The 21975-nt window shown below is 63.8% G+C and carries 14 protein-coding genes; 7 read left to right on the plus strand and 7 right to left on the minus strand.

Features of this window, described 5'->3' with window-relative positions:
* Nucleotides 1–211: 211 nt before the first annotated feature.
* On the plus strand, nt 212–580 hold the full coding sequence (locus tag ACK56M_RS21855) for a GNAT family N-acetyltransferase (RefSeq protein ID WP_015271317.1): 369 nt from the start codon (nt 212–214) through the stop codon (nt 578–580).
* Here the strand turns inward: ACK56M_RS21855 and def are convergent.
* The 3 genes from def to ACK56M_RS21870 form a co-directional block, all read right to left on the minus strand.
* Nucleotides 535–1071, minus strand: a complete 537-nt coding sequence (gene def, locus ACK56M_RS21860; RefSeq protein WP_015271318.1) for a peptide deformylase — start codon at nt 1069–1071, stop codon at nt 535–537. The genes ACK56M_RS21855 and def overlap by 46 nt on opposite strands.
* Nucleotides 1068–2027: a YihY/virulence factor BrkB family protein gene (locus ACK56M_RS21865; protein ID WP_013973725.1), complete on the minus strand. Its 960-nt coding sequence runs from the start codon at nt 2025–2027 to the stop codon at nt 1068–1070. The genes def and ACK56M_RS21865 overlap by 4 nt, the downstream gene beginning before the upstream one ends.
* A 159-nt stretch (nt 2028–2186) precedes the next feature.
* Nucleotides 2187–2366: a CsbD family protein gene (locus tag ACK56M_RS21870; RefSeq protein ID WP_015271319.1), complete on the minus strand. Its 180-nt coding sequence runs from the start codon at nt 2364–2366 to the stop codon at nt 2187–2189.
* A gap of 186 nt (nt 2367–2552) precedes the next feature.
* Here ACK56M_RS21870 and ACK56M_RS21875 point away from each other — a divergent pair, with 186 nt between their 5' ends.
* Nucleotides 2553–2933: a hypothetical protein gene (locus ACK56M_RS21875; protein ID WP_013973727.1), complete on the plus strand. Its 381-nt coding sequence runs from the start codon at nt 2553–2555 to the stop codon at nt 2931–2933.
* On the opposite strand, the gene ACK56M_RS21880 is transcribed toward ACK56M_RS21875, so the two are convergent.
* On the minus strand, nt 2934–3770 hold the full coding sequence (locus ACK56M_RS21880) for a S1 RNA-binding domain-containing protein (RefSeq protein WP_013973728.1): 837 nt from the start codon (nt 3768–3770) through the stop codon (nt 2934–2936).
* 131 nt (nt 3771–3901) lie between these two features.
* Here ACK56M_RS21880 and ACK56M_RS21885 point away from each other — a divergent pair, with 131 nt between their 5' ends.
* The gene (locus ACK56M_RS21885) at nt 3902–4762 is read left to right on the plus strand and encodes a DUF6279 family lipoprotein (protein WP_015271320.1); all 861 of its coding nucleotides are present in this window, start codon (nt 3902–3904) and stop codon (nt 4760–4762) included.
* 128 nt (nt 4763–4890) lie between these two features.
* Here the strand turns inward: ACK56M_RS21885 and aceK are convergent, their stop codons facing one another.
* Nucleotides 4891–6606 (minus strand): bifunctional isocitrate dehydrogenase kinase/phosphatase, encoded by a 1716-nt coding sequence (gene aceK / locus ACK56M_RS21890; protein WP_013973730.1) that lies wholly within the window; start codon nt 6604–6606, stop codon nt 4891–4893.
* Nucleotides 6607–6854: 248 nt separating this feature from the next.
* Between aceK and ACK56M_RS21895 the strand changes: the two genes are divergently transcribed.
* A complete protein-coding gene (locus ACK56M_RS21895) occupies nt 6855–7730 on the plus strand; it encodes a DMT family transporter (protein WP_015271321.1) in 876 nt (291 codons plus the stop codon).
* Nucleotides 7731–7743: 13 nt separating this feature from the next.
* A complete protein-coding gene (locus ACK56M_RS21900) occupies nt 7744–8202 on the plus strand; it encodes a DUF4265 domain-containing protein (RefSeq protein WP_232881374.1) in 459 nt (152 codons plus the stop codon).
* 3 nt (nt 8203–8205) lie between these two features.
* Here ACK56M_RS21900 and ACK56M_RS21905 read toward each other — a convergent pair whose 3' ends face one another.
* Entirely contained in the window at nt 8206–9087 is an 882-nt protein-coding gene (locus ACK56M_RS21905) for a DMT family transporter (RefSeq protein WP_041505660.1), read from the minus strand.
* 669 nt (nt 9088–9756) lie between these two features.
* Between ACK56M_RS21905 and ACK56M_RS21910 the strand changes: the two genes are divergently transcribed.
* Nucleotides 9757–10617 carry a formylglycine-generating enzyme family protein gene (locus ACK56M_RS21910; protein ID WP_015271324.1) on the plus strand — a complete coding sequence of 287 codons (861 nt, stop codon included), beginning with the start codon at nt 9757–9759 and terminating at the stop codon, nt 10615–10617.
* A 126-nt stretch (nt 10618–10743) separates the two neighbouring features.
* Nucleotides 10744–13206, plus strand: a complete 2463-nt coding sequence (locus ACK56M_RS21915; RefSeq protein ID WP_411959044.1) for a TonB-dependent siderophore receptor — start codon at nt 10744–10746, stop codon at nt 13204–13206.
* 157 nt (nt 13207–13363) lie between these two features.
* On the opposite strand, the gene ACK56M_RS21920 is transcribed toward ACK56M_RS21915, so the two are convergent.
* Entirely contained in the window at nt 13364–21961 is an 8598-nt protein-coding gene (locus ACK56M_RS21920) for an amino acid adenylation domain-containing protein (RefSeq protein WP_411959045.1), read from the minus strand.
* Between the last annotated feature and the right edge of the window lie 14 nt (nt 21962–21975).

Genomic DNA, 21975 nt, shown 5'->3' on the forward strand with positions numbered 1-21975 from the left:
CCCGGCCTGGAATAGTTGAACCCCGAACTCGGACATTCACCCTTGCCAGATATGCAACAATCTGCGACAAGTTCACCGCAAAACATCGGGCCAGAGCCTCTGGCCACCTTTCAGGGCAGGGCGCGCAATTTCTGAAAATTTGTACTGTTCGAAACTTTCGGCCCCGGAACGCCGGCTGCTGGACCACTTTTACCGCCAGCACGGCTCACGCATGCGTGCTGCGGGCGATGCTGAGCTGTGGGTGGCGCGGGGCCCCGGCATCATCGCAGGCTTGAGCCTGAGCCCGGTGGGCGATGGCTTGTGGCTGACCGGGTTGTTCGTCGACCCGCAGCGGCGCAGCCAGGGCGTGGCCGGGCGGTTGGTCGAGGCGGCGCTGGCGCAGGCTGGCGGGCCCACCTGGCTGTTCTGCCACCCGGACCTTGCGCCCTTCTACCAGCGCCTGGGCTTCGACATGGCTCTGCAACTGCCGGAAACCCTGGCTGGCCGCCTGCAGCGCTACCAGCGCAGCAAACGCCTGGTGGCACTGCAACGAGGTCAGTCGTCGCTGGCGTCGAGCCCGGGGAACAGCACCTCGGTGTAGCCGAACCGGGAAAAGTCCTGGATGCGTGACGGGTAAAGCCGGCCGATCAAGTGGTCGCATTCATGCTGCACCACCCGCGCATGGAAGCCGTCGGCAAAACGGTTGATCGGGTTGCCCTGGGGGTCGATGCCTTCATAGCAGATGTGCTTGAAACGCGGTACCACACCGCGCAGGCCGGGCACCGACAGGCAGCCTTCCCAACCGTCCTCGATCTCGCTGGATGTGGGCGTGATGACCGGGTTGAGCAGGATAGTCTGCGGCACCGGTTCGGCATCCGGGTAACGCTCGCTGCGCTCGAAGCCGAAGATCACCAGTTGCAGGTCTATGCCGATCTGCGGTGCGGCCAGGCCGACACCGCCCACATGGCGCATGGTTTCGAACATGTCGTCGATCAGTTGCTGCAGTTCGGCGCTGCCGATCATGTGCTCGGGCACTGGCGGGGCGATGCGCAGCAGGCGTTCGTCGCCCATCTTGAGAATGTCACGGATCATCTGGGGTTCGGCTCTGAAGATTGGTGCTCGCTCGGAACGGGGTGCTCATGGCCCAGCACGGTAATGGTTTCGCGGGGTTTGTGCTCATCGACGTCCTTTTCGCCAGGGTTCTTGCCCTCGCTCGACATGTGCTCGATCACTGCGTTCATCTCCGCGCCCAGCAGCAAAACGGCAGCGGAGATATAGAAATACAGCAATAGCACGATGATTGCACCGATACTGCCGTACATCGCGTTGTAGTCGGCAAAGGTCTTCACGTAGTAGGCAAAGCCCAGCGACGCCAAGATCCACACCACCACCGCCAGCACCGAACCCGGGGTGATGAAGCGGAACTGCTGCTTCACATCGGGCATCACGTAGTAGATCAGCGCCACCGCCACCATCATCAGGATGATGATCGCCGGCCAGCGCAGGATGGTCCACACCGTGACGATCACCTCCTGCATGCCTACCTGGGCGGCAATCCACTCCATCACCTGCGGGCCCAGCACCATCAGCGCCGCTGCCACCAGCAACATGCCGGCAATGCCCACGGTATAGATGATCGACAACGGAATGCGCTTCCACACCGGGCGGCCCTCGGGCACATCGTAGGCGGCGTTCATCGCGCTCATCATCAGGCGCACACCAGCCGATGCGGTCCACAAGGCAATTACGATACCTACTGACAGCAGCCCGCCCTTGGACTGCTGCAACTGGTCGATCACCGGGTTGACCTGCTCCAGCGCCTGGGGTGGCAGCACCAGTTCCGATTGCAGGCGCAGCCAGGAGAAGAAGTCCGGCAGGTGCAGGAAACCGATCAGGGCGATCAGGAACAGCAGGAACGGGAACAACGAGAACAGCATCTGGTAGGCCAATGCGGAAGCGTAGGTCGACATCTCGTCGTCGAGGAATTCCTTGACGGTGCGTACCAACACGCGGTGCAGGGGCAGGCCGCGCAGGTCGGGGAAAATCATAGCGTCTCCTTTCGCCGCTTGATTCGTGGGTACCACGGGTAAGTCTAATAGACCATGCCGCTGCTGTGCTGATCCCGGCCATGCTGCAAGAATTTGCTTACGCCAGTAGCGGCCTCTTCGCGGGCACGCCCGCGAAAAGGCCGGGACAGGCCAGTCACATCAAGGTTTTTTCACCGCGTCCTTCACATTGCCCTTGATCTGTTGCCCCTCGCCCTTGAGCTCCTGCGCTTCACCCTCGGCCCGCAGCCGCTCGTTGTCGGTCACTTTGCCGACACCCTGCTTGACGTTGCCGATCGCTTCGTTGGCCAAGCCTTTCGCTTTGTCTTTGGTACCGCTCATGGCAAAACTCCTGCAATTGGGGGCACGTGGACCGTGCCGACAGTCGGTGGACCCGACGCCTTCGCCAAGCGTTCCAACAGTTTTTTCGCCTTCGAACCGAGCGGCAAGGCGGTTGGCAAACCTTGCTCCGCTACCCGCCACCCCTCACAATGCAGGCCTTCATAGCGTCAACCCGCAGGAACCTGCATGAAACTCGACAAACCCGCCGCCATCGCCCGGCGTAACGAAGCACTGGCCCGCCCGGTGCTGACCAGCAGCAACACCCTGTTCGCCATCCTCGACCGCAAGCGCAACCTGTGGTGGTTCGAGGTGCCGGTGGCGCTGCTGCGCAAGGGCCAGCCCGACTGGGTCAACCTGCTGCTGCACACCCCGGAAAGCGACGAGCTGCAGCACCTGAAGGTGCCGACCAACTTCCTGCGCGCTCACCAGGAACAGATGGAAGTGCGCAACCCCGGCAAGCGCCGCTCGACCATCAGCCTGGCCCTCAGCGCCGACCGCGACTCGCTGCTGCGCGACACCCGACCGGGTGGCGAGCAGCTGGACTTCCGTACCTTCGTGCAGGCCTGATCAGGCCTTTTCGATGCGATCGTCATGGATGACGATGCGGCCCTGCTTGAACAGCCCGCCAATGGCCTTCTTGAAGTTGCCCTTGCTGACGTTGAACAGCTTGCTGATCAGCGCCGGGTCGCTCTTGTCGCACACCCCCAGCACCCCACCTTCGGCCTCCAGGCGCGCCATGATCTGCTCCTGCAGGCTGTCGGCCAGGGCAGCACCCACCGGTTGCAGGCTCAAGGCGATCTTGCCGTCCGCGCGCACTTCCTTGATAAAGCCCTTCTCGTGCATGCCCGAGCGCAGGAACTTGAACACCTCGTTCTTGTGGATCAGGCCCCAGTGGCGGTTGTTGATGATCGCCTTGAAGCCCATCGGTGTCTCGCCGGCCACCAGCAGCTCGACCGGCTGGCCCACCTGGTAGTCCGCCGGGGTACGGTCCAGGTAGCGGTCCAGGCGTGAGGTGGCGGTGATGCGGCGGGTGCGCTTGTCGAGATACACGTGTACCACGCAGTAGTCGCCGATTTTCAGCGGCCGCGCCTCTTCCGAGTACGGCATCAGCAGGTCCTTGGACAGGCCCCAGTCGAGGAAGATGCCGGCACCGTTGATATCCTTGACCTTGAGGCTGGCGAACTCGCCAACCTGCACCTTGGGCTTCTCGGTGGTGGCGATCAGCTGGTCTTCGCTGTCCAGGTAGATGAACACGTTCAGCCAGTCATCCACTTCGGTTTCGGCGTTTTTCGGGATGTAGCGCCCGGGCAGCAGGATCTCGCCGTCGGCGCCGCCGTCCAGGTACAGGCCGAAGTCCACGTGTTTCACGATTTGCAAACTGTTGTAACGCCCAAGCAGAGCCATTTCCGATGTTCCTCAAGACAAGGCGGCTATTCTACACCTGAAGCCAGCGCGCCGCCCGACCGCTGATGCAGTGGAACCGTCAGCGTTCCTCTTGCGTCTACCGACGGGCAAGCACCCGCAAGGAGCAGCCCATGCCGCTACGCCTGTCCAAAGCCCTGCTCGTCGCCATCGGCTGCGCCCTGGCCCTGGCCGCCTGCAGCCGTATCGACCTGGCCTACCGCAACCTCGACCGCCTGGTGCCGTGGTCGCTGGGCGACTACCTGGCCATGAACAGCGAGCAGAAGGCCATGCTTGACGACCGCCTGCGGGAGCACCTGGCCTGGCATTGCAAGACCCAGCTGCCTGGTTACCTCGACTGGCTGGACCGGGTACGCGGCATGGTCGCCGACGACCAGGTGACCGACCAATCCCTGCAGCAGCGTACCCGCGAAGCCCGCGAGGCGATTGGCCGGGTAGCCGAGGAAATCACCCCTTCGGCCACCGAGCTGCTGCGCGGCATGAGCGATGCCCAGGTGGCGGAGATGCGCGAGGCGTTCCGCGAAGACATCAGCGAACGGCAGAAGAAGTATGTGGATACGCCGTTGGACAAGCAGATCGCCCGCCGTACCGAACGCATGGAGAAACGCCTGACGCCGTGGTTTGGCGAGCTGACCGCGGTACAGAAGCAGCGCGTGCAGGCCTGGTCCCAGGCGCTGGGCGACCAGAACCGCGAATGGATCGCCAACCGCGCGCACTGGCAGCAGCAATTGCTGCTGGCGATGAACCAGCGCAACGACGCCAGCTTCGAGCCGCGCCTGGCAACGCTGTTGCAGCGCAAGGAGAGTTTGTGGACGCCGGAGTACCGGGCGGCGTATCAGAATACCGAGCAGCAGGCGCGCAGCTTGCTGGTGGACCTGGTGCACCAGAGTACCCCGCAGCAGCGGCGGTACCTGCTGGAACGGTTGAGCAAGGTGCGTACCGATTTCAGTGAATTGAAGTGTTTGAAGGGGTAATTGGGAAAAGCAGGCCCGGCCTCTTCGCGGGCTTGCCCGCTCCCACAGGAACCCACTGCCCTCGAGAGCTGTGATGTACCTGTGGGAGCGGGCAAGCCCGCGAAGAGGCCGGGCCTGCTAAAGCACAGTCACCGCCCCTTGCGCCTATACGGAAACACATCGATCACCTTCCCGTCACGAATCGCCGCCTGCAGCCCCTTCCAGTAATCCGCGTCGTACAACTCCCCATGCAGGCGGCTGAACAAGCGCCGCTGGCCGATATCGGCAAACAGGAACGGCGGAAACTCCTCGGGGAACACGTCATGCGGCCCGATCGAGTACCACGGCTCGCCCGACATCTCGTCCTCCGGGTAACGCGGCGGCGGGATATGGCGGAAGTTCACCTCGGTCAGGAAGCTGATCTCGTCATAGTCATAGAACACCACCCGGCCATGGCGGGTTACGCCAAAGTTCTTCAGCAGCATGTCGCCAGGGAAGATATTCGCCGCCGCCAGCTGCTTGATGGCCAGGCCGTAATCCTCCAGGGCCTCCAGCACCTGGCCCTCGCTGGCGTGTTCCAGGTACAGGTTCAGCGGCGTCATGCGCCGCTCGGTCCAGCAGTGGCGGATCAGCACCGTGTCACCCTCGAGCGCCACGGTCGATGGCGCCACCTCCAGCAGTTCGGCCAGGCACTCCGGCTCGAACTTGCTACGCGGGAATCGAAAATCGGCGAACTCCTGGGTATCGGCCATGCGCCCGACGCGGTCGACGCTTTTCACCAGCCGGTACTTGTCTATCACCGTGGCACGGTCGACCGTCTTCGACGGTGAAAAACGGTCCTTGATGATCTTGAACACGGTGTTGAAGCCCGGCAGGGTGAACACGCTCATGACCATGCCGCGCACCCCGGGCGCCATGACGAAGCGGTCGTCGCTGCTGGCCAGGTGGTTGATCAGCGCCCGGTAGAACTCCGACTTGCCATGCTTGTAGAAACCGATGGAGGTATACAGCTCGGCAATGTGCTTGCCCGGCAAGATGCGTTTGAGGAAGTTGACGAACTCCGCAGGCACCGGCACATCGACCATGAAGTACGAGCGGGTGAAGGAAAAGATGATCGACACCTCGGCCTCGTCGGTGATCAGCGCATCGGCCTCGATACCGTGCCCTTCGCGGTGCAGCAGCGGGATTACCAGCGGCCATTGCTCATCGCTGTTGAACAGACGGCCGACCAGGTATGCACCCTTGTTGCGGTAAAGCACCGGCACAAACAGCTCCAACGCCAAGGTCGGATCCTTGCATACCCAGTCCGGCAGGCAGTCGCGCAACTGATCCTCCAGGCGCACCAGGTCGCCCTCCAGGTCGCCGTACGGCACATCGAACGGGTAATCGCTGAACACCGCCCGCAGCAGGCCCTTGAGCCCACCGTCAGGCCGATAGGTACGGGTTTGCGCGGCGCGCTCACGGCTGCGCATGGACGGTCGGGTGGTGTGGATGAACATGCAGCCGTCGCTGATCAGGTCGTGGCTGAACAGGCTGCAGAACAGCGAGTTGTACCAGGTCTCGGACAGCTCGTCGTCCAGCCTTGGGTCGATCAGGTGGATATAGGCGTTCTTCACCAACGGCCATTGCTCCACATCCAGCAGCACGTCCTCGGCAAAGCTCTGGCGCAGCCAGCCGTTGACCTCGGCGACCTTCTCTTCATAGAGATTGATACGGGCGGCGGCGGCACGCTGGATATCCTGCCAGCGCGCCTGCTCGAAGCGCTGGCGGGCACCGAGGGTGATGCGCTGGAAGTGGTCGCGGTAGTCGTCGAAGCCGGCAAGGATCGTCCGGGCGATTTCGACAGCGGGCCAGGGCTGGGGCATGCGAGGACCTCGGTGCGGTGTTGAGTTACAGAGCTTAGTCGCCTCTTGGTTTTTGTGGAGCCTGTGCCGGCCTCTTCGCGGGCTCGCCCGCTCCCACAGGATTACCACAGGGCCGAGCATTGCAGAGAACCTGTGGGAGCGGGCGTGCCCGCGAAGAGGCCGGCACAGGTTTACACCGCAAGAAAGCACAAGAATCCCCAGCCCCCCTGGCGTACACTCGCGCCCCTGCCCTGCCTCCGGAGACCGTTGTGAGCCCCATCGCCCTAGCCCGCCTGCTGACCCTTGCCGCCGTCTGGGGGGCGAGCTTCCTGTTCATGCGCATCATCGCTCCCGAACTGGGCACGGTGCCGACGGCGTTCTTCCGCGTGTCCATCGCCTGCCTGGGCCTGGTTGCACTGCTCGCTGCCGCCCGCGTGCGCTGGGACTTCCAGGGCAAGCTCGGGGCCTGCCTGGTGCTGGGCATGATCAATTCCGGTATTCCCGCCACGTTCTACTCCGTGGCCGCCCAGGTGCTGCCCGCCGGCTACTCGGCAATCTTCAACGCCACCACGCCGCTGATGGGTGTGCTGGTCGGCGTGCTGTTCTTCCGCGAACCGATGACCCTGGCCAAGCTCTGCGGCATCTTCCTCGGCCTGTTCGGCGTCGGCATCCTCAGCGGTGCCGGCCCGGTGGCCCTGGACCTGGCCCTGCTGCAAGGCGCCCTCGCCTGCCTGGCGGCCACCACCTGCTACGGCTTTGCCGGCTTCCTCGCCCGCCGCTGGGTCAGCGGCCTGGACAGCCGCCTGTCGGCACTGGGCAGCATGCTCGGCGCCACCCTGATGCTGAGCCCGCTGTTCGCCTGGAGCGCGCTGAGCCAGCCACCCGCCAGCTGGGGCGGCTGGCAGGTGTGGCTGTCGCTGCTCGGCCTGGGCCTGCTGTGCACAGCGTTCGCCTACATCCTGTACTTCCGCCTGCTGGAGGAGATCGGCCCGGTCAAGGCCAGTACCGTGACCTTCCTGATCCCGGTATTCGGCGTATTGTGGGGGGCATGGCTGCTGGACGAGCCGCTGTCGATGGCGCACCTGTACGGCGGTCTGCTGATTGGCGTGGCATTGTGGCTGGTGCTGCGTCCGGCCCGCAGCTGAAGCGGGGTACACAATGAACGACGCGTACAAGAAGGTCCTGTTCCGCCTGGAGCAGGACGAAAACGGCTACCCGCCCGCCTCGGTCGAGGGCCTGTGGGCCAAGGCCGTGGAAGGCGGCTATGCCGTCGACAACATTCCCTTCCATGTCTACGGCATCGCCCCGGGCGACGTGATCGGCACCCGTGAGGAAGCCGGCGAAACCTGGTTCGCCGAACTACGCCGCAGCAGCGGCAGCTCGGTGTTCCGGGTGATCGTCAAGCCCCCGGAAACCCTGGACCAGGTATGCGCGGCCTTGCACGACTTCGGCTGCAACTGCGAAACCGAGCAGGCGGTGAAGATGCTGGCGGTCGAGGTCCCGCCGCAGCGCTCGCTCGACACCTTGCTCTACTACCTGCTCACCCAGCGCGAAGCCGGCCTGCTGGACTTCGAGGAAGGCGTACTGCGCCACGCCATCCCCGAAGAGTTCCGCTAGGGCCTACGCCTCGGCCAGGCGCGCGGCGGGCTTGCGGAACACGAACAGCAGGCCCACCACGATCAGCCCCATGCCCAGCAGGCTGAGCGGCGCCAGGCGGTTACCGAAGATCAGCAGGTCCATCACCGCGGTCACTGCCGGCACCAGGTAGAACAGGCTGGTGACATTGACCAGGTTACCCTTGGCGATCAGCCGGTAAAGCAGCAGGGTCGCCAGCAGCGAGACCACCAGCCCCATCCACAGCAGCGCGCCGACGAAACCGCCAGTCCACTCCACATGCAGCGGCTGCAGCGGCGCGAACAGCGCGCACATGGCAAAGCCGGCCAGGTACTGCAGCGGCAGCGTGCCCATGGGGTTGTCGGTGATGCGCTTCTGCAGGATCGAGCCGAAGGTCATGCTGGCCAGCGCCAGCAAGGCGAACAACATCCCCGCCAACGATACCCCGCCCAGGTTGATGCCCTGGTAGACCACCATGATCAACCCGCCAAGCCCCAACCCGAGGCCGAACAAGCGGCTCCAGGAGCGCTGGCGCTCCATCAGCACCACGGTCAGGATCGGTTGTACCCCCATCACCGTGGCCATGATGCCGGGGGTGACATGGGTATCGAGCGCCAGCAGGTAGAAGATCTGGTAGGCGCCGAGCAGCACACAGCCGGTGCCCAGGGCCCGCAGGATGGCCCCGCGACTACGCGGCCAGCGCAGCCCCAGCAACGGGCCGATCAGCAGCAGCCCGGCCAGGGCCAGCGCCGAGCGCAACAGCAGGAAGGCAAACGGGCTGGCATGCGCCAGGCCGAGCTTGGAGACGATCGCCCCGCTGCTCCACAGCAGGACGAACAGGCTGGTAGTGGCCGCCGAGGCCACGGATGCTTTGCTAAAGACAGACATGTATTGCCACCTGATTCAAGGCGAATAAGCCAGACGGACGGCGTGCGCTTCAGCGTGGGAAGTCGCCGACCGTGTTCAGTAGGTTGCGTGTGCGAAGGGATGCGGCCAGAAGCCGATCAGCCCAGCACGACCACGCAAGGAGGCGGAGCTACGCCGCCTACAACGCCACTGACAGGTGGTGGTGGATAGTGACTGATCATCGCCGGCTGCTGGCAGCCACGCACGACCATGCCCGCGACTGGCGCGATGGCAAAGCTTGTGGTGGATGGGCTGGCTGGCATGAACAGGTCTTCGGGAAAAGAACAGTGGGCTGGACTATAGCCCGGTGTTTCCTGGCTGGCAACTACCCCGCCGGCCACAATCCCGTGTAGGAGCGGCCTTGTGTCGCGAGGGGGCGCGAAGCGGCCCCAGTTCTTTGCATCCACGCCGATATTGCCGGGGCCGCTTTGCGGCCCATCGCCGGCAAGCCGGGCTCCCACAAGTACGGCGCAGAACTCAAGATTTTCGCAGTCCTTGTGGGAGCCTGGCTTGCCGGCGATGGGCTGCGCAGCAGCCCCAGTGACGTTAACTGGCTGGTAAGGGGGCGCGTGTGTATTGGTTAATTTCTCACCACCCCGATTCGTCTGAATGCGAAACGCAGCCCGCATTCACCCGTTTCGAGGACCACCGATGAACGTATCCGCCTGGCTCTACCGGCCAGCCCAGATCACCTGCCTGCTGCTGGTCAGCGCCTACGCCCACGCCGCCAAGCCCGGCGACGTGTTCAAAGACTGCAAGGACTGCCCCGAAATGGTCGTGCTGCCCGCCGGCAGCTACGTGATGGGGGCCCCTGACGACGAAGTCGGCCGCCAGCCCGACGAGGGCCCGCTGCACACCGTGACCTTCGCCAAGCCCTTCGCGATGAGCCGCTATCAGGTCACCGCCGGCGAACTGGACGCCTATATCAAGGCCACCGGCACCGTCATCAAGAGCGGCGACGACCGCCCCGACCGCTGGTGCGAAGCCAGCAAGCCCAGCTACAAGCAAGGTCCCCGCCAGCCGGCGGTATGCATCGACTACGACGAAGTACAGGCCTACACCCGATGGCTGGCTGAAACCACCGGCAAGCCATACCGCATGGTCAGCGAAGCCGAACGCGAATATGCCGCCCGTGCCGGTTCCAGCGGCCCGTTCCCCTTCCCCTTCGACGAACCGGGCAAATACGAGATCAGCAAACACGCCAATACCTATGGACCCAAGGACGGTTACACCTTCACCGCCCCGGTGGGCAGCTACCCGCCCAATGCCTTCGGCCTGTACGACATGCACGGCAACGTCTACGAATGGGTCGCCGACTGCTACCACGACAGCTACGAAGGCGCCCCCACCGACGGCAGTGCCTGGATCCAGGACCCCAAGTGCATCCGCGCGCACATGCGCGGCAACGACTGGGGCGAGCCCCCGATCTTCTCCCGCTCGGCCAACCGCAACGACCGCCTCAAGACCACCCGCGGTGACTTCCTCGGCTTTCGCGTAGCACGCGAACTGTGAAGTTGTGACGCGGTTAACGCAGCATCGCCCAAAAAAATCGCCAATAAGAATCGTTCCGGTTTTTCACAGGTGCTGCGTCATATAGCTGACATAGAAAAAAACCCTCTGCCAACGAGACCGCAATAGATGTCCAAGTCCCTCCCCGGCCCGCTCAACCCGCTTGCCAAAGCATTACTGATCCGTCATTCCCTTCGTCCCCAGCGCGCGCTCACACGCATCAGCCTGGGCCTGGCGATATCCGCTGCGATGGTTACCCAGGTGCAGGCACAGGAGTGGACCCTGGATATTCCTGCGCAGTCGATGAACTCGGCGTTGCAGGCACTGGCCAGGCAGACCGATACCCAGTTGCTGTACAGCCCGGAGGACATCAGTGGGCTGCGCTCCACGGCCCTCAAGGGCCGGCATGACCTGCAGTCTTCGTTGCGAACATTGCTGCAAGGCACCGGGCTGCGTTACCAGATCGATGGCAACACCGTGACGGTGACGGCCAGTTCGGGCGCACAGGCCGGCCAGGTCGAGCTTTCGGCGACCAACGTCAATAGCGTGGGCCTTGGTGCCACTACCGAAGGCACGGGCTCCTACACCACCGGTGTGACCAACACCGCCACCAAGATGAACCTGTCGATCCGTGAAACGCCCCAGTCGATCAGCGTGATCACCCGCCAGCGCATGGACGACCAGCAGCTCAACAGCGTGACCCAGGTGCTCAACCAGACCCCCGGCATCACCATGTCCCAGGACGGTGGCCTGCGCTACAACATCTATTCCCGCGGCAGTGCCATCAACATCTACCAGCTTGACGGCGTGACCACCACCCAGGAAAACCAGACCCGCAACATGCCCAGCACGTTGCTGGACATGACCCTTTACGACCGCGTCGAAATCGTCCGCGGCGCCACCGGCCTGATGACCGGCGCGGGTGAACCCGGCGGCGTGGTCAACCTCATTCGCAAACGCCCGACCCGCGAATTCCAGTCGCATATCCAGGGCACTGTCGGCTCCTGGGACTCCTACCGCAGCGAAGTCGATGTTTCCGGCCCCTTGACCGAGGGTGGCAACCTGCGCGGGCGCATGGTGGCGGCCAAGCAGAAAAGCGGCAGCTTTCGCGACTGGTACAAGGAAGACAAAGACATCCTCTACGGCGTTCTCGAAGCGGACCTGAACGACGACACCTTGGTACGTTTCGGCGTCGACTACCAGAAGTTCAAAGCCACCGGTTCACCGGGTGTACCGCTGTTGTTCACCAACGGCAAGCAGACCAACTTTTCCCGCTCTACCAGTTCCGGCGCCCGCTGGATGTACGACGAGCTGGAAACCACCAACTATTTCATGGCCGCCGAGCATACCTTCGCCAATGACTGGCAAATCAAGCTGGCCGCGAACTACATGGATTCCAATCGCGATAACTACAACGGCTCTTATCAGACCTCTTCGGGCCGAGCGTGGATCAATGAAGAAACCGGCGCTGCGCGAATGCTGCGTTACAACGCTGAAGCCGACCAGACCCAGCGTGGCCTGGACCTGACACTGCAAGGGCCTTTTTCCCTGTTCGGGCGTACTCACGAGTTCATCACCGGCTTCAACTACCAGGATTACAAGAACGATCACACCGGTTATGACGTCGGCACCACAACCGTCAACTTCTATTACTGGGACAACTACCTGCCTCGGCCAACCGAGACTGGCGCACTTGGGGAAATTCTCAACATCAAGAGCAGCCAGCGCGGCACCTACGCGGCATTCAAGTTCAACCTGATGGATGACCTGAACGTAATCGTAGGCGCGCGCACCTCCGACTATGACTACGACTATTACTACTGGCCTACCTCGTTCGGATCGCCGGACGTGAAGATGCACGAGCGGGGTGAAGTAACACCGTACGCGGGCATCATCTATGACCTGACCCCCGAGCAATCGGTGTATGCCAGCTATACCGATATCTTCAAGCCACAGTCCAACCTCGATCGTAACGGTTCGGTCATTGGCCCTGTCATAGGCAGCAACTACGAAGTGGGCTGGAAAGGGGCGTTCTACGACGGGCGTCTGAACGCCAGTACGGCACTGTTCCTGGTCAAGCGTGACAACCTGGCGGTGGAGGACAGCGGTGAGATCGTGCAAGGCACGCTCGACCAACAAGCCTACAAGGGCGCAAAGGGTACCGAGACCAAGGGTATCGACCTGGAGTTGTCGGGTGAGGTCTTGCCTGGTTGGCAAGTCATGACCAGTTACAGCCATGCCCGCACGGAAGACGCCGATGGCGTGCGCCAGCTGACGCAATATTCCATGGACACCTTCCGCTTCTGGAACACCTATCGCTTCCAGGGTGACTGGAACAGGCTGACCGTGGGTGGCGGGGTGTCCTGGAACTCCAGCATGTCGCTCTACTACAACAGCCTCAAAGCCCGAGCCACCCAGGATGACTACACGGTTGCCAGCCTGATGGCGCGCTATCAGGTCACCGACCATCTGGCCGCCACCTTGAACCTGAACAATATCTTCGACGAGAAGTACTACTCGGGTATCGGCGGCAGTGTTGGCCATTACGGTGACCCGCGTAATGCCACCATGAGCCTGCGCTACGACTTCTAGGCCGACAGCCACCTGTACCGTTGTAATCGAAGCGGCGTCATCCACACAGGATGACGCCGCTTTTTTTCGTCTCGGTGGCGACACTGCCGACATGAAAAAACCTGTGGGGCCCACGTTGAACGTGGGCCCCACAGGTCATTCAGCCGGCCCTGCCGGGTCAACCCATGACCGGCTCCGCCACCAGCCTGGCCGCGAGCCCCTCGATCACTTCCCGATGCTTGAGGATGTCATAGTGACCCGCTGCAACCGCGTGGTTCTCACCGCTCCCGTGAACCGCGAAGCGTTGGCCATGGTCACCTGCCCACCAGCACAAGGCAGCGGCGCGGGTTGCCGGCAATGCCGGCAACCGTTCCGACAACGCCTTGAGCCGCATCGCCACGGCAAAGGTGTGGGCCAGTTCAGCGCTTTCGACACTGGCGAAGACCGACGCTACCTGCAGCCCCGAGCGTGCCTCTTCGATCAGCCGCTCAAGCAGCGGCACACCACTGCCCGCCGCAACCGCAGGCAGTACCAACTGCTCTTTTGCCAGCCCCAGCAGCACACTCAGGAAGCTGCCAAGGTCGGCACTCCAGTCCGCTGCCGGCGTCGCCGGCGCACCGGTTGGGATAAAACTGTCGACCAGGCCAAGCAACGATACTTGCTGGCCCTGGGCTTCCAGCTCCTGGGCCACCAGCACCGCCAGCGTGCCACCCAGCGACCAGCCGGCAAGCTGGTATGGCCCTTCGGGCTGCTTCTGGCGAATGTACTGGGCATAGTCGATCGCCATGGCCTGCAACGAATCATCCTGCCAGTTGCGATCGAGCAGCATGCGGCATTGCACGCCGTAGACGCTGCAATGCCCTTCCAGCCGGCGCGCCAGCGGCTCGTAGTCGAACACCGTGCCAAAGCCTGCATGCAGGCAGAACAGAGGCTTGGCCCCGGCTACCCGGCTGTTGAGCAGCAGCAGCGGATCAAGGGCGACGTCGCCATCGGTATATCCGGAAAGCTCGCCAATGGTGGGCCTGGCCATGACATCGCGCAGTTTCAGCTCGATCGACAGGTCGGGCCGTGCTCGTACCTTCGACAGCATCTTCAGCACGCGCAGCGAATCGCCCCCCAACTCGAAGAAGTTGTCATCGACACCAACTTCATCCACCTCCAGCACTTCCCGCCAGATGGCCGCCAGCGCCTTCTCCGTGTCATCGCGCGGAGCCACCCGCACCGGGCGCCCGGCCAACTCCGGGGCCGGCAGCGCATTGCGATCGATCTTGCCATTGGGCGTGAGTGGAAACGCCGGCAGCAATACCCACTGGGTCGGCACCATGTAGTCCGGCAGGTCGGCACGCAAGGCGTCACGCAATGGCGTAGCGGAAGTCACCCCATTGCCGGTGACCAGATACGCCACCAATTGCTTGCCGGTAGCGCCCTCCCTGGCCATCACCACAGCATCCCGCACATCCGCCAGATTACGCAGCCGTGCTTCGACTTCCCCAGGTTCGATACGGAAACCGCGAACCTTCAACTGGTTGTCCAGGCGGCCGATGAAATCGATCACGCCATCCGCCCGACGACGCACCCGGTCACCGGTGCGGTACAGCCGCCCGCCCTGGGCAAACGGGTCGGCGACAAAGCGCTCGGCGGTCAGGGACGGACGCTGGTGATACCCGCGCGCCACACCCTCGCCACCAATGTAGAGCTCCCCGGCCACGCCATCGGGCACCGGGTTCAGGCCCTGGTCCAGCACATGCAGCGTGCGCTGGCCAACCCGCTCACCGATCGGCGCATACACCGCCTGGCATGACTGCTGTGCCGATACTTTCCACAACAGGGGGGTCACGACCGTTTCGGTAGGCCCGTAGCCATTGGTCAGGAACTGCGGGCGCAAGGTCCGCTTGACCAGTTCGAACAGTGCATCGGGCACCGCGTCACCGCCAAAGCAATAGATGCGCACCGGCGGTGCGGCTTCCTGCCGGGATTGCGCGAACTCGGCCAGTTGCTGCAGATACGCCGGTGGGAAGCAGGCAATGTCGATGCGCTCGGCATGCAGTACCTGCCAGGTTTGCTCGGCAGTCCACAGCTGGCTACCGCGCACCACCAGGCAGCCGCCTGACGACAAGGTCGACAGCCAACGCTCCTGGGCACCGTCGAAAGCGAACGACATGAACAACAGCTCGCGAGTGCTTTCATCCATTTCGTAAAGGCGGGCGATTGCCTGGCAGTGCATGCCGATCTGCCCGTGGCTGACCGCCACGCCCTTGGGCTTGCCGGTAGAGCCAGAGGTATAGATCAGGTACGCCAGGTTGGTGTCGTGCACCATCACCTGAGGGGCATCGGACGGCAAGCTGGTGATAGCCAGAAGGTCCAGCTCCACGCAGTGCTCCACCCCGGCAAAACGCTGGCGCAAGCCGCTGCTGGTCACCAGCAGGTGCATGGCCGAATCCTCGACAATCCACTGCAAGCGATCCTGCGGGTAGTCGATATCCAGCGGCACATAGGCGGCGCCGGTTTTCATCACCGCCAGGAATGCCACGATCACCTCCACCGAGCGTTCCAGGGCGATGCCGACCGTAACCTCCGGGCGCGCCCCCAAGGCAATCAGGTGGTGTGCCAGGCGGTTGGCACGCTCATCCAGTTGGGCATAGCTCAACTGTCGCTCGCCACAGGCCACCGCAATTGCCTCTGGCCGCGCCTGGGCATGCCTGGCAATCAGCTCGGCCAGCCTTGGCATGGCCTGCTCGCATGGCTGCAAGCCGTTGCGAGCCTGGGCCTGCTGCGCTTGCGCCGGGGTCAGCATGTCCAGGCTGCCCACGGTGGCGTGAGGGTTGTCGAGCATGCCCTCGAGCAGCCGTTCGAAACTGCCACGAATGCTGTCGGTGGCTTGCTCCGTGAAGCGGTTGCGCAAGTAGAGGAACTCGACAGAGAGCGTCTCGCCCAGATGCACCGCCAGGTCCATGGCGTAGTTGGTCACGTCGCGGTTGCTCACCTCACCGAACTGCAGCGAGCCACCACCACCTTCCTGCAGGCGCTCGTCCACCGGGTAGTTCTCGAACACCACGATGCTGTCGAACAACGCTTGCCCTGCCTGCCCTGCCCAGCGTTGCACATCGGCCAAGGCTGCATGTTCGTGGTCGCGCAGTTCCAGGTTGCAGGCCTGCAGTTGCTGCAGCCAGTCGACAATCCGCTGCTGCGGTTGGGGCGTCTGCACCACCGGCAAGGTGTTGATGAACAAACCCAGCATTTCGTCGGCACCGGGCAAGCCGGCTGGCCGGCCCGCCACGGTGGCGCCGAAGCACACCGTGGCTTGCCCGGTATAGCGCTGAAGCAGCAGCAGCCAGGTCGCTTGGATCAAGGTGTTTGGGGTGATGCGCAAGCGCTGGGCCTGCTCGCGCAGTTGCCGGGTACGCGAGGCATCCCAACGCAGGTACAGCGCGGCGTGCCCCTGCAGGTCTGCCGCGGGGCGAGCCGCCAGGCTGTCCGCCAGCCAGGTGGGGCTTTCCAGCTCTTGCAGCTTGCCGCGCCAGAACTGCTCCAGCGCCGCCTTGGGCTGCCCGGCAAGCCAGCGGATGTAATCGCCAAACCGCCCTGCCGGCGCTCGCGCAGGGTGGCCATGGTAAGTCTGCAACACCTCGCCAAGCAGCCGCGAGGTACTCCAGCCGTCCATCAGTATGTGATGACGGGTCCACAGCAGGTGCAAACGTTCGTCGTCCAGCCGCACCAGGGTCAGGCGCATCAACGGTGCGACACTCAGGTCCAGGCCTTGTGCGGCATCGGCCTCGGCCAGCGCCTGCAGCATCTGCGCACTTACCGGACGATCGCGCCAGTCATGCACGACCACCGGCAATTCGACCTTGCGGTAGACAAGCTGCAAAGGTTCGGCCAAGTGGGGCGCCGACCAGAAGGCACTGCGCAGGATATCGTGGCAGTCGATCACCTGCTGCCAGGCTGCCACGAACCGTTCGATTTCCAGGCCTTTGACTTCCACCGAAGTCTGGTTTATGTAAAGCGCGCCTTCAGGCCCCTGCAGCGAATGGAACAGCATGCCCTGCTGCATCGGCGACAGCGGGTAGATATCGGCAACCTGCCGTGCAACTGCCGGCAGCTCATCCAGCTGTTGTTGGCGCAGCGCGGCCAGTGGGAAGTCCGAAGGCGTAACACCACGGTTGCCCGGCTCGCAGCAATGAGCGATCAGCGCGCCAAGCTCTGCGGCATAGTCATCTGCCAACTTTTGCATGACCGCTGTGTCGTAGCGCTGCGCACTGAAGGTCCAGCCAAGTTTCAGCTCGCCGCCGTATACCTGGCCGTTCAGGGCGATCTGGCTATCGAGTGGCGCATCGGCTGGTTTGGCCGCACCGCCGTATTCGCGCGCGGGTGCGAACAAGCCCGACTGCTCGTCGAAGCTACCGTCGAACTGCCCGAGGTAGTTGAACACGATCTCGCCCTGAGGCAACGCAGCCAGGGCCTCACGCGCACCAGCCGGCCCCATGTACTTCAGCGCGCCATAGCCAAGGCCTTTGTTCGGCACAGCCCGCAGCTGCTCCTTGACCGCCTTGATCGATTCGGCGATCCCGCCCAGCGGGCTCAGCTTCACTGGGTACATGCTGGTGAACCAGCCCACCGTGCGGCTCAGGTCAATGTCATCGAACAGGTCTTCCCGCCCATGGCCTTCCAGCCTGACCAGCACCTCCGGCCGCTCGGTCCAGCGGGCGATCACCCGAGCCAGGGCTGTCAGCAACAGGTCATTGATCTGCGTGCGATAGGCCGCAGGGGCATCGTGCAACAACTGCCAGGTGGCTTCGCGGCCCAGCCTCGTACTGACCGACGCAGCGTGCTGCTGCTGGTTGCCGCCCAGCGCATTGGCGCACGGCAGGTGGTCGCTGGTGCCTTGCAACTGCGCTTGCCAGTAGGCAAGTTCCGCTTGCAGCGCCTCGCTCTGGGCATAGGCCTGCAGGTGCTGCGCCCAGGTCTTGTAGGCGCTGGTCTTGGCTGGCAATTGCAGCGGCTGTCGGTTGCCCAGGGCCTGATAGGCCTGTTGCAGGTCCTCCAGCAACAGGCGCCACGACACGCCATCTACCGCCAGGTGATGAATGACCAGCAGCAGACGCTGGCTGCCATCGGGCAGGCTGGCCAGCAGCGCACGGACCAGCAAGCCTTGCTGCAGGTTCAGGCTGCGTTGGGCCTGTTCAGCAAGTGCGGCCAACGCCTCCTCGTCCGCGCACGCATGCTCCCAGAGTATCCGCGCCTGCCGCTGTGGCTTGTACTCGGCTTGCCAGACCCCCTCCTGCTGCTCGAAGCCCAGGCGCAGTGCATCATGATGGGCGACCAGTGCCAGCAACGCATCGTGCAGGCGGTCCGCTTGCAGGGGTTCGCTGGGTGTCAGCAGAATCGACTGGTTCCAATGCCCACGCTCGCCAATGTCGGCCTCGAAGAACCATTGCTGAATCGGTGTCAGCGGTGTGCTGCCCGTGATCGGCCCTTGCTCGCCAATACCTTCGACAACACGCCGCGCCACCGTGGCCAGGCCTTGTACGGTCTGATGCTGGAACAGTTGCTTGGGGGTGAACTGCACGCCGGCCTGGCGGGCCTTGCCCACGACCTGCAGGGAAACGATGGAATCGCCACCCAGTTCGAAGAAGTTGTCGTCCAGGCCTACGCGCTCCAGTTTCAGCACATCGGCCCAGATCGCCGCGATCTGTTGTTCCAGTTCGCTCTGCGGGGCCACATATGCCGCTTGCAGCAGGCTGGCGTCCGGTTGCGGCAGCGCACGGCGGTCCAGCTTGCCGTTGGCGGTCAAGGGCAGTTTGGCCAGGAATAGCAGGTGGGCCGGCACCATGTAGTCCGGCAGGCTCGCCTTCAGCGCAGTGCGCAGCGCCTCGCGCTCGGCAGCCTGGGCCTCGGTGCTGGCCATCACGACCGCATCGGCAGGCACCACATAACCCACCAGCTGCTTGCCGCCCGGGCCGTCCTGGGCCAGTACCACGCCCTGGGCCACGCTGGCCTGCGCCTGCAGCCGCGCCTCGATTTCGCCCAGTTCGATGCGAAAACCTCGAATCTTCACTTGATGGTCGATCCGCCCCAGGTACTCCACCGCCCCCGCGCCGCCGTAGCGGGCCAGGTCGCCCGAGCGGTACAGGCGGCCACCCTGGCTGTCGAACGGGTTGGGCACGAAGCGCTCGGCGGTCAGCCCCGGGCGCCCGTGATACCCCCGCGCCAGGCCCGCCTGGCCGATCACCAGCTCGCCGTGGCTGCCCGGGACCACCGGGTTCAGCGCGGCATCCAGCAGGTACCACGACAGGTCCGGGATCACCTCGCCGATCGGGCTGCTCGCGCCCTTGGCCAGGTCGGCCTGGGTGATCGGCCGGTAGGTCACGTGCACCGTGGTTTCGGTGATGCCGTACATGTTGATCAGCCGTGGCTGCTGGTCGCCGAACACCTCGAACCAGGGCTCGAGGCTGCTCACATCCAGCGCTTCGCCGCCGAACACCACATGCCGCAGGGCCAGGCCCTGCCCCTGACGCGCTGCCGCGCAGGCCACCGGGATCAACTGGCGGAACGCCGACGGCGTCTGGTTCAGCACCGTTACCCGCTCGCGCTGCAGCAGCGCATGGAAGTCCTCGGTGGAACGTGCCACGTCCTTGGCCACCATCACCGCCCGGCCGCCATACAACAGCGCGCCGAACAGCTCCCATACCGAGAAGTCGAAGGCATAGGAGTGGAACACCGTCCACACGTCACTGGCATCGAAACGGAACCAGTCCTGGGTCGCCGCGAACAGCCGGACCACGTTCTGGTGCGGCAGCAGCGTACCCTTGGGCTTGCCGGTGGAGCCGGAGGTGTAGATCACGTAGGCCAGGTTCTGCGGGGCTACTTCGATATTCGGGTTGGCATCGCTGTAGCCGGTCAGGTCTTCGACATCCAGATCCAGGCTGTGCAGGCCAACCGGGATCGGCAGGGCTTTGCGCAGGTGCGACTGGGTCAGCAGCAAGGCGATGCCACTGTCGGCAAACATGTAGCTGAGGCGGTCTTCCGGGTACTCCGGGTCCAGCGGCACATAGGCACCACCGGCCTTGAGAATGCCCAGCAGGCCGACCACCATGTCCAGGCTGCGCTCCATGGCGATGCCTACCAGCACATCAGGGCCAACGCCGCGCTCGATCAGCTTGTGCGCCAGCTGGTTGGCCCGGCGGTTCAGTTCGCCATAGCTCAGGGTCTGCTCGCCGAAGGTGACTGCCGGGGCTTCGGGGGCGGCGACCACTTGGGCCTCGATCAGCTCATGAATGGTTCGCTCATCCGGGAAGGCGACGGTGTTGCGGTTCCAGTCACGCAGCACGGCCTGCTGCTCGTCCTCGCCCAGCAATGGCAGCTCACTGATGCGTTGCCCGGGCTGGCGCACGATAGCTTCCAGCAGGTTGAGCCAATGCCGCGCCATGCGCTCGATGGTGCTGGCGTCGAACAGGTCGGTGGCGTACGTCAACGAAGCCCCGATGCCCTTTTCATGCTCGGAGGTGTCCAAAGCCAGGTCGAACTTGGCGGTGTGGTTGTCCCAGGCCAACTCCTCCATCTCCAGCCCCGCTATACGTCGGGGCTCGCCCTTGGCCTGGGTCTGATGGTTGTACAACACCTGGAACAGCGGATTGTGGCTCAGGTTGCGCTCCGGTTGCAGCGCATCGACCAGCTGTTCGAACGGCAGGTCCTGATGGGCCTGGGCACCCAGGGCACGTTGCCTGACCTGTTGCAGCAGCTCGCTGAACGTCAGTTGCACATCGAACTCGGCACGCAGCACCTGGGTGTTGACGAAGAAGCCGATCAAGCGCTCGGTCTCGACCCGGTTACGGTTGGCAATCGGTACCCCAACGCGGATATCAGCCTGGCCCGAGTAGCGATGCAGCAGGGTCTGGAAGCTGGCCAGCAGCAGCATGAACGGCGTCACGCCCTGCTGCTGGGCAACCCTTTTCAGGTTGTTGGCCAGCCCATCGCCCAGCACGATCGGCAACCGTGCCCCTCTGTGGCTCGGCATGGCCGGGCGCGGATGGTCCAGCGGCAGCTCCAGCACCGGTTGCTCATCACCCAATTGTTCGGTCCAGTAGGCCAGCTGCCGCGCCTGCTCGCCGGCTTCCATCCAGCTACGCTGCCAAATGGCATAGTCGGCATACTGGATCGGCAGGGCCGGCAGTTGCGTTACCTGGCCCTGGCTGAAACCTTGATAGAACTGCACCAGCTCATTGACCATCACTGGCATCGACCAGCCGTCGGCGACGATATGGTGCAGGGTCAGCACCAGCACGTGCTGGTCCGCCGCCAGGCGCAGCAACCGGGCCCGCAGCAGCGGCCCCTGCTCCAGGTCGAACGGTTGCCCTGCCTCGGTCTCGACCCAGGCCCGCACAGCGGCCTCGTCGGCGTTTGCCTGCTCTTCGATGACCAGCTCGAACGGCAGCTGGCCATGAATGACCTGCACCGCCTGCTCACCGTCGCGACGGAACGTGGTACGCAGGGTTTCATGTCGCTCGATCAAGGCCTCGAAGGCCAGTTGCAGAGCTGTGGTGTCCAGATTCCCCTTGAACTTCAAGGCAGCCGGGATGTTGTAGGTGGCACTGGCAGGCTCCCATTGCCACAGGAACCACTGCCGTTGCTGGGCGTATGAAAGCGCCGGCAACGGATGTTCGCCGCGCACCTCGGGGATCGGCAACTGGGCCAGGCTCATGCCTTTCGCCGCCAGTTTCTCGAGGAAGAGTTTGCGCTGTGGCAGCGGCAGGCCGATGAAGCGCTGCACCAGGGCCATGTTTCTGTTATCCG

The sequence above is a fragment of the Pseudomonas sp. s4 genome (assembly GCF_046764235.1).
In the GTDB taxonomy this organism is placed as follows: domain Bacteria; phylum Pseudomonadota; class Gammaproteobacteria; order Pseudomonadales; family Pseudomonadaceae; genus Aquipseudomonas; species Aquipseudomonas asiatica.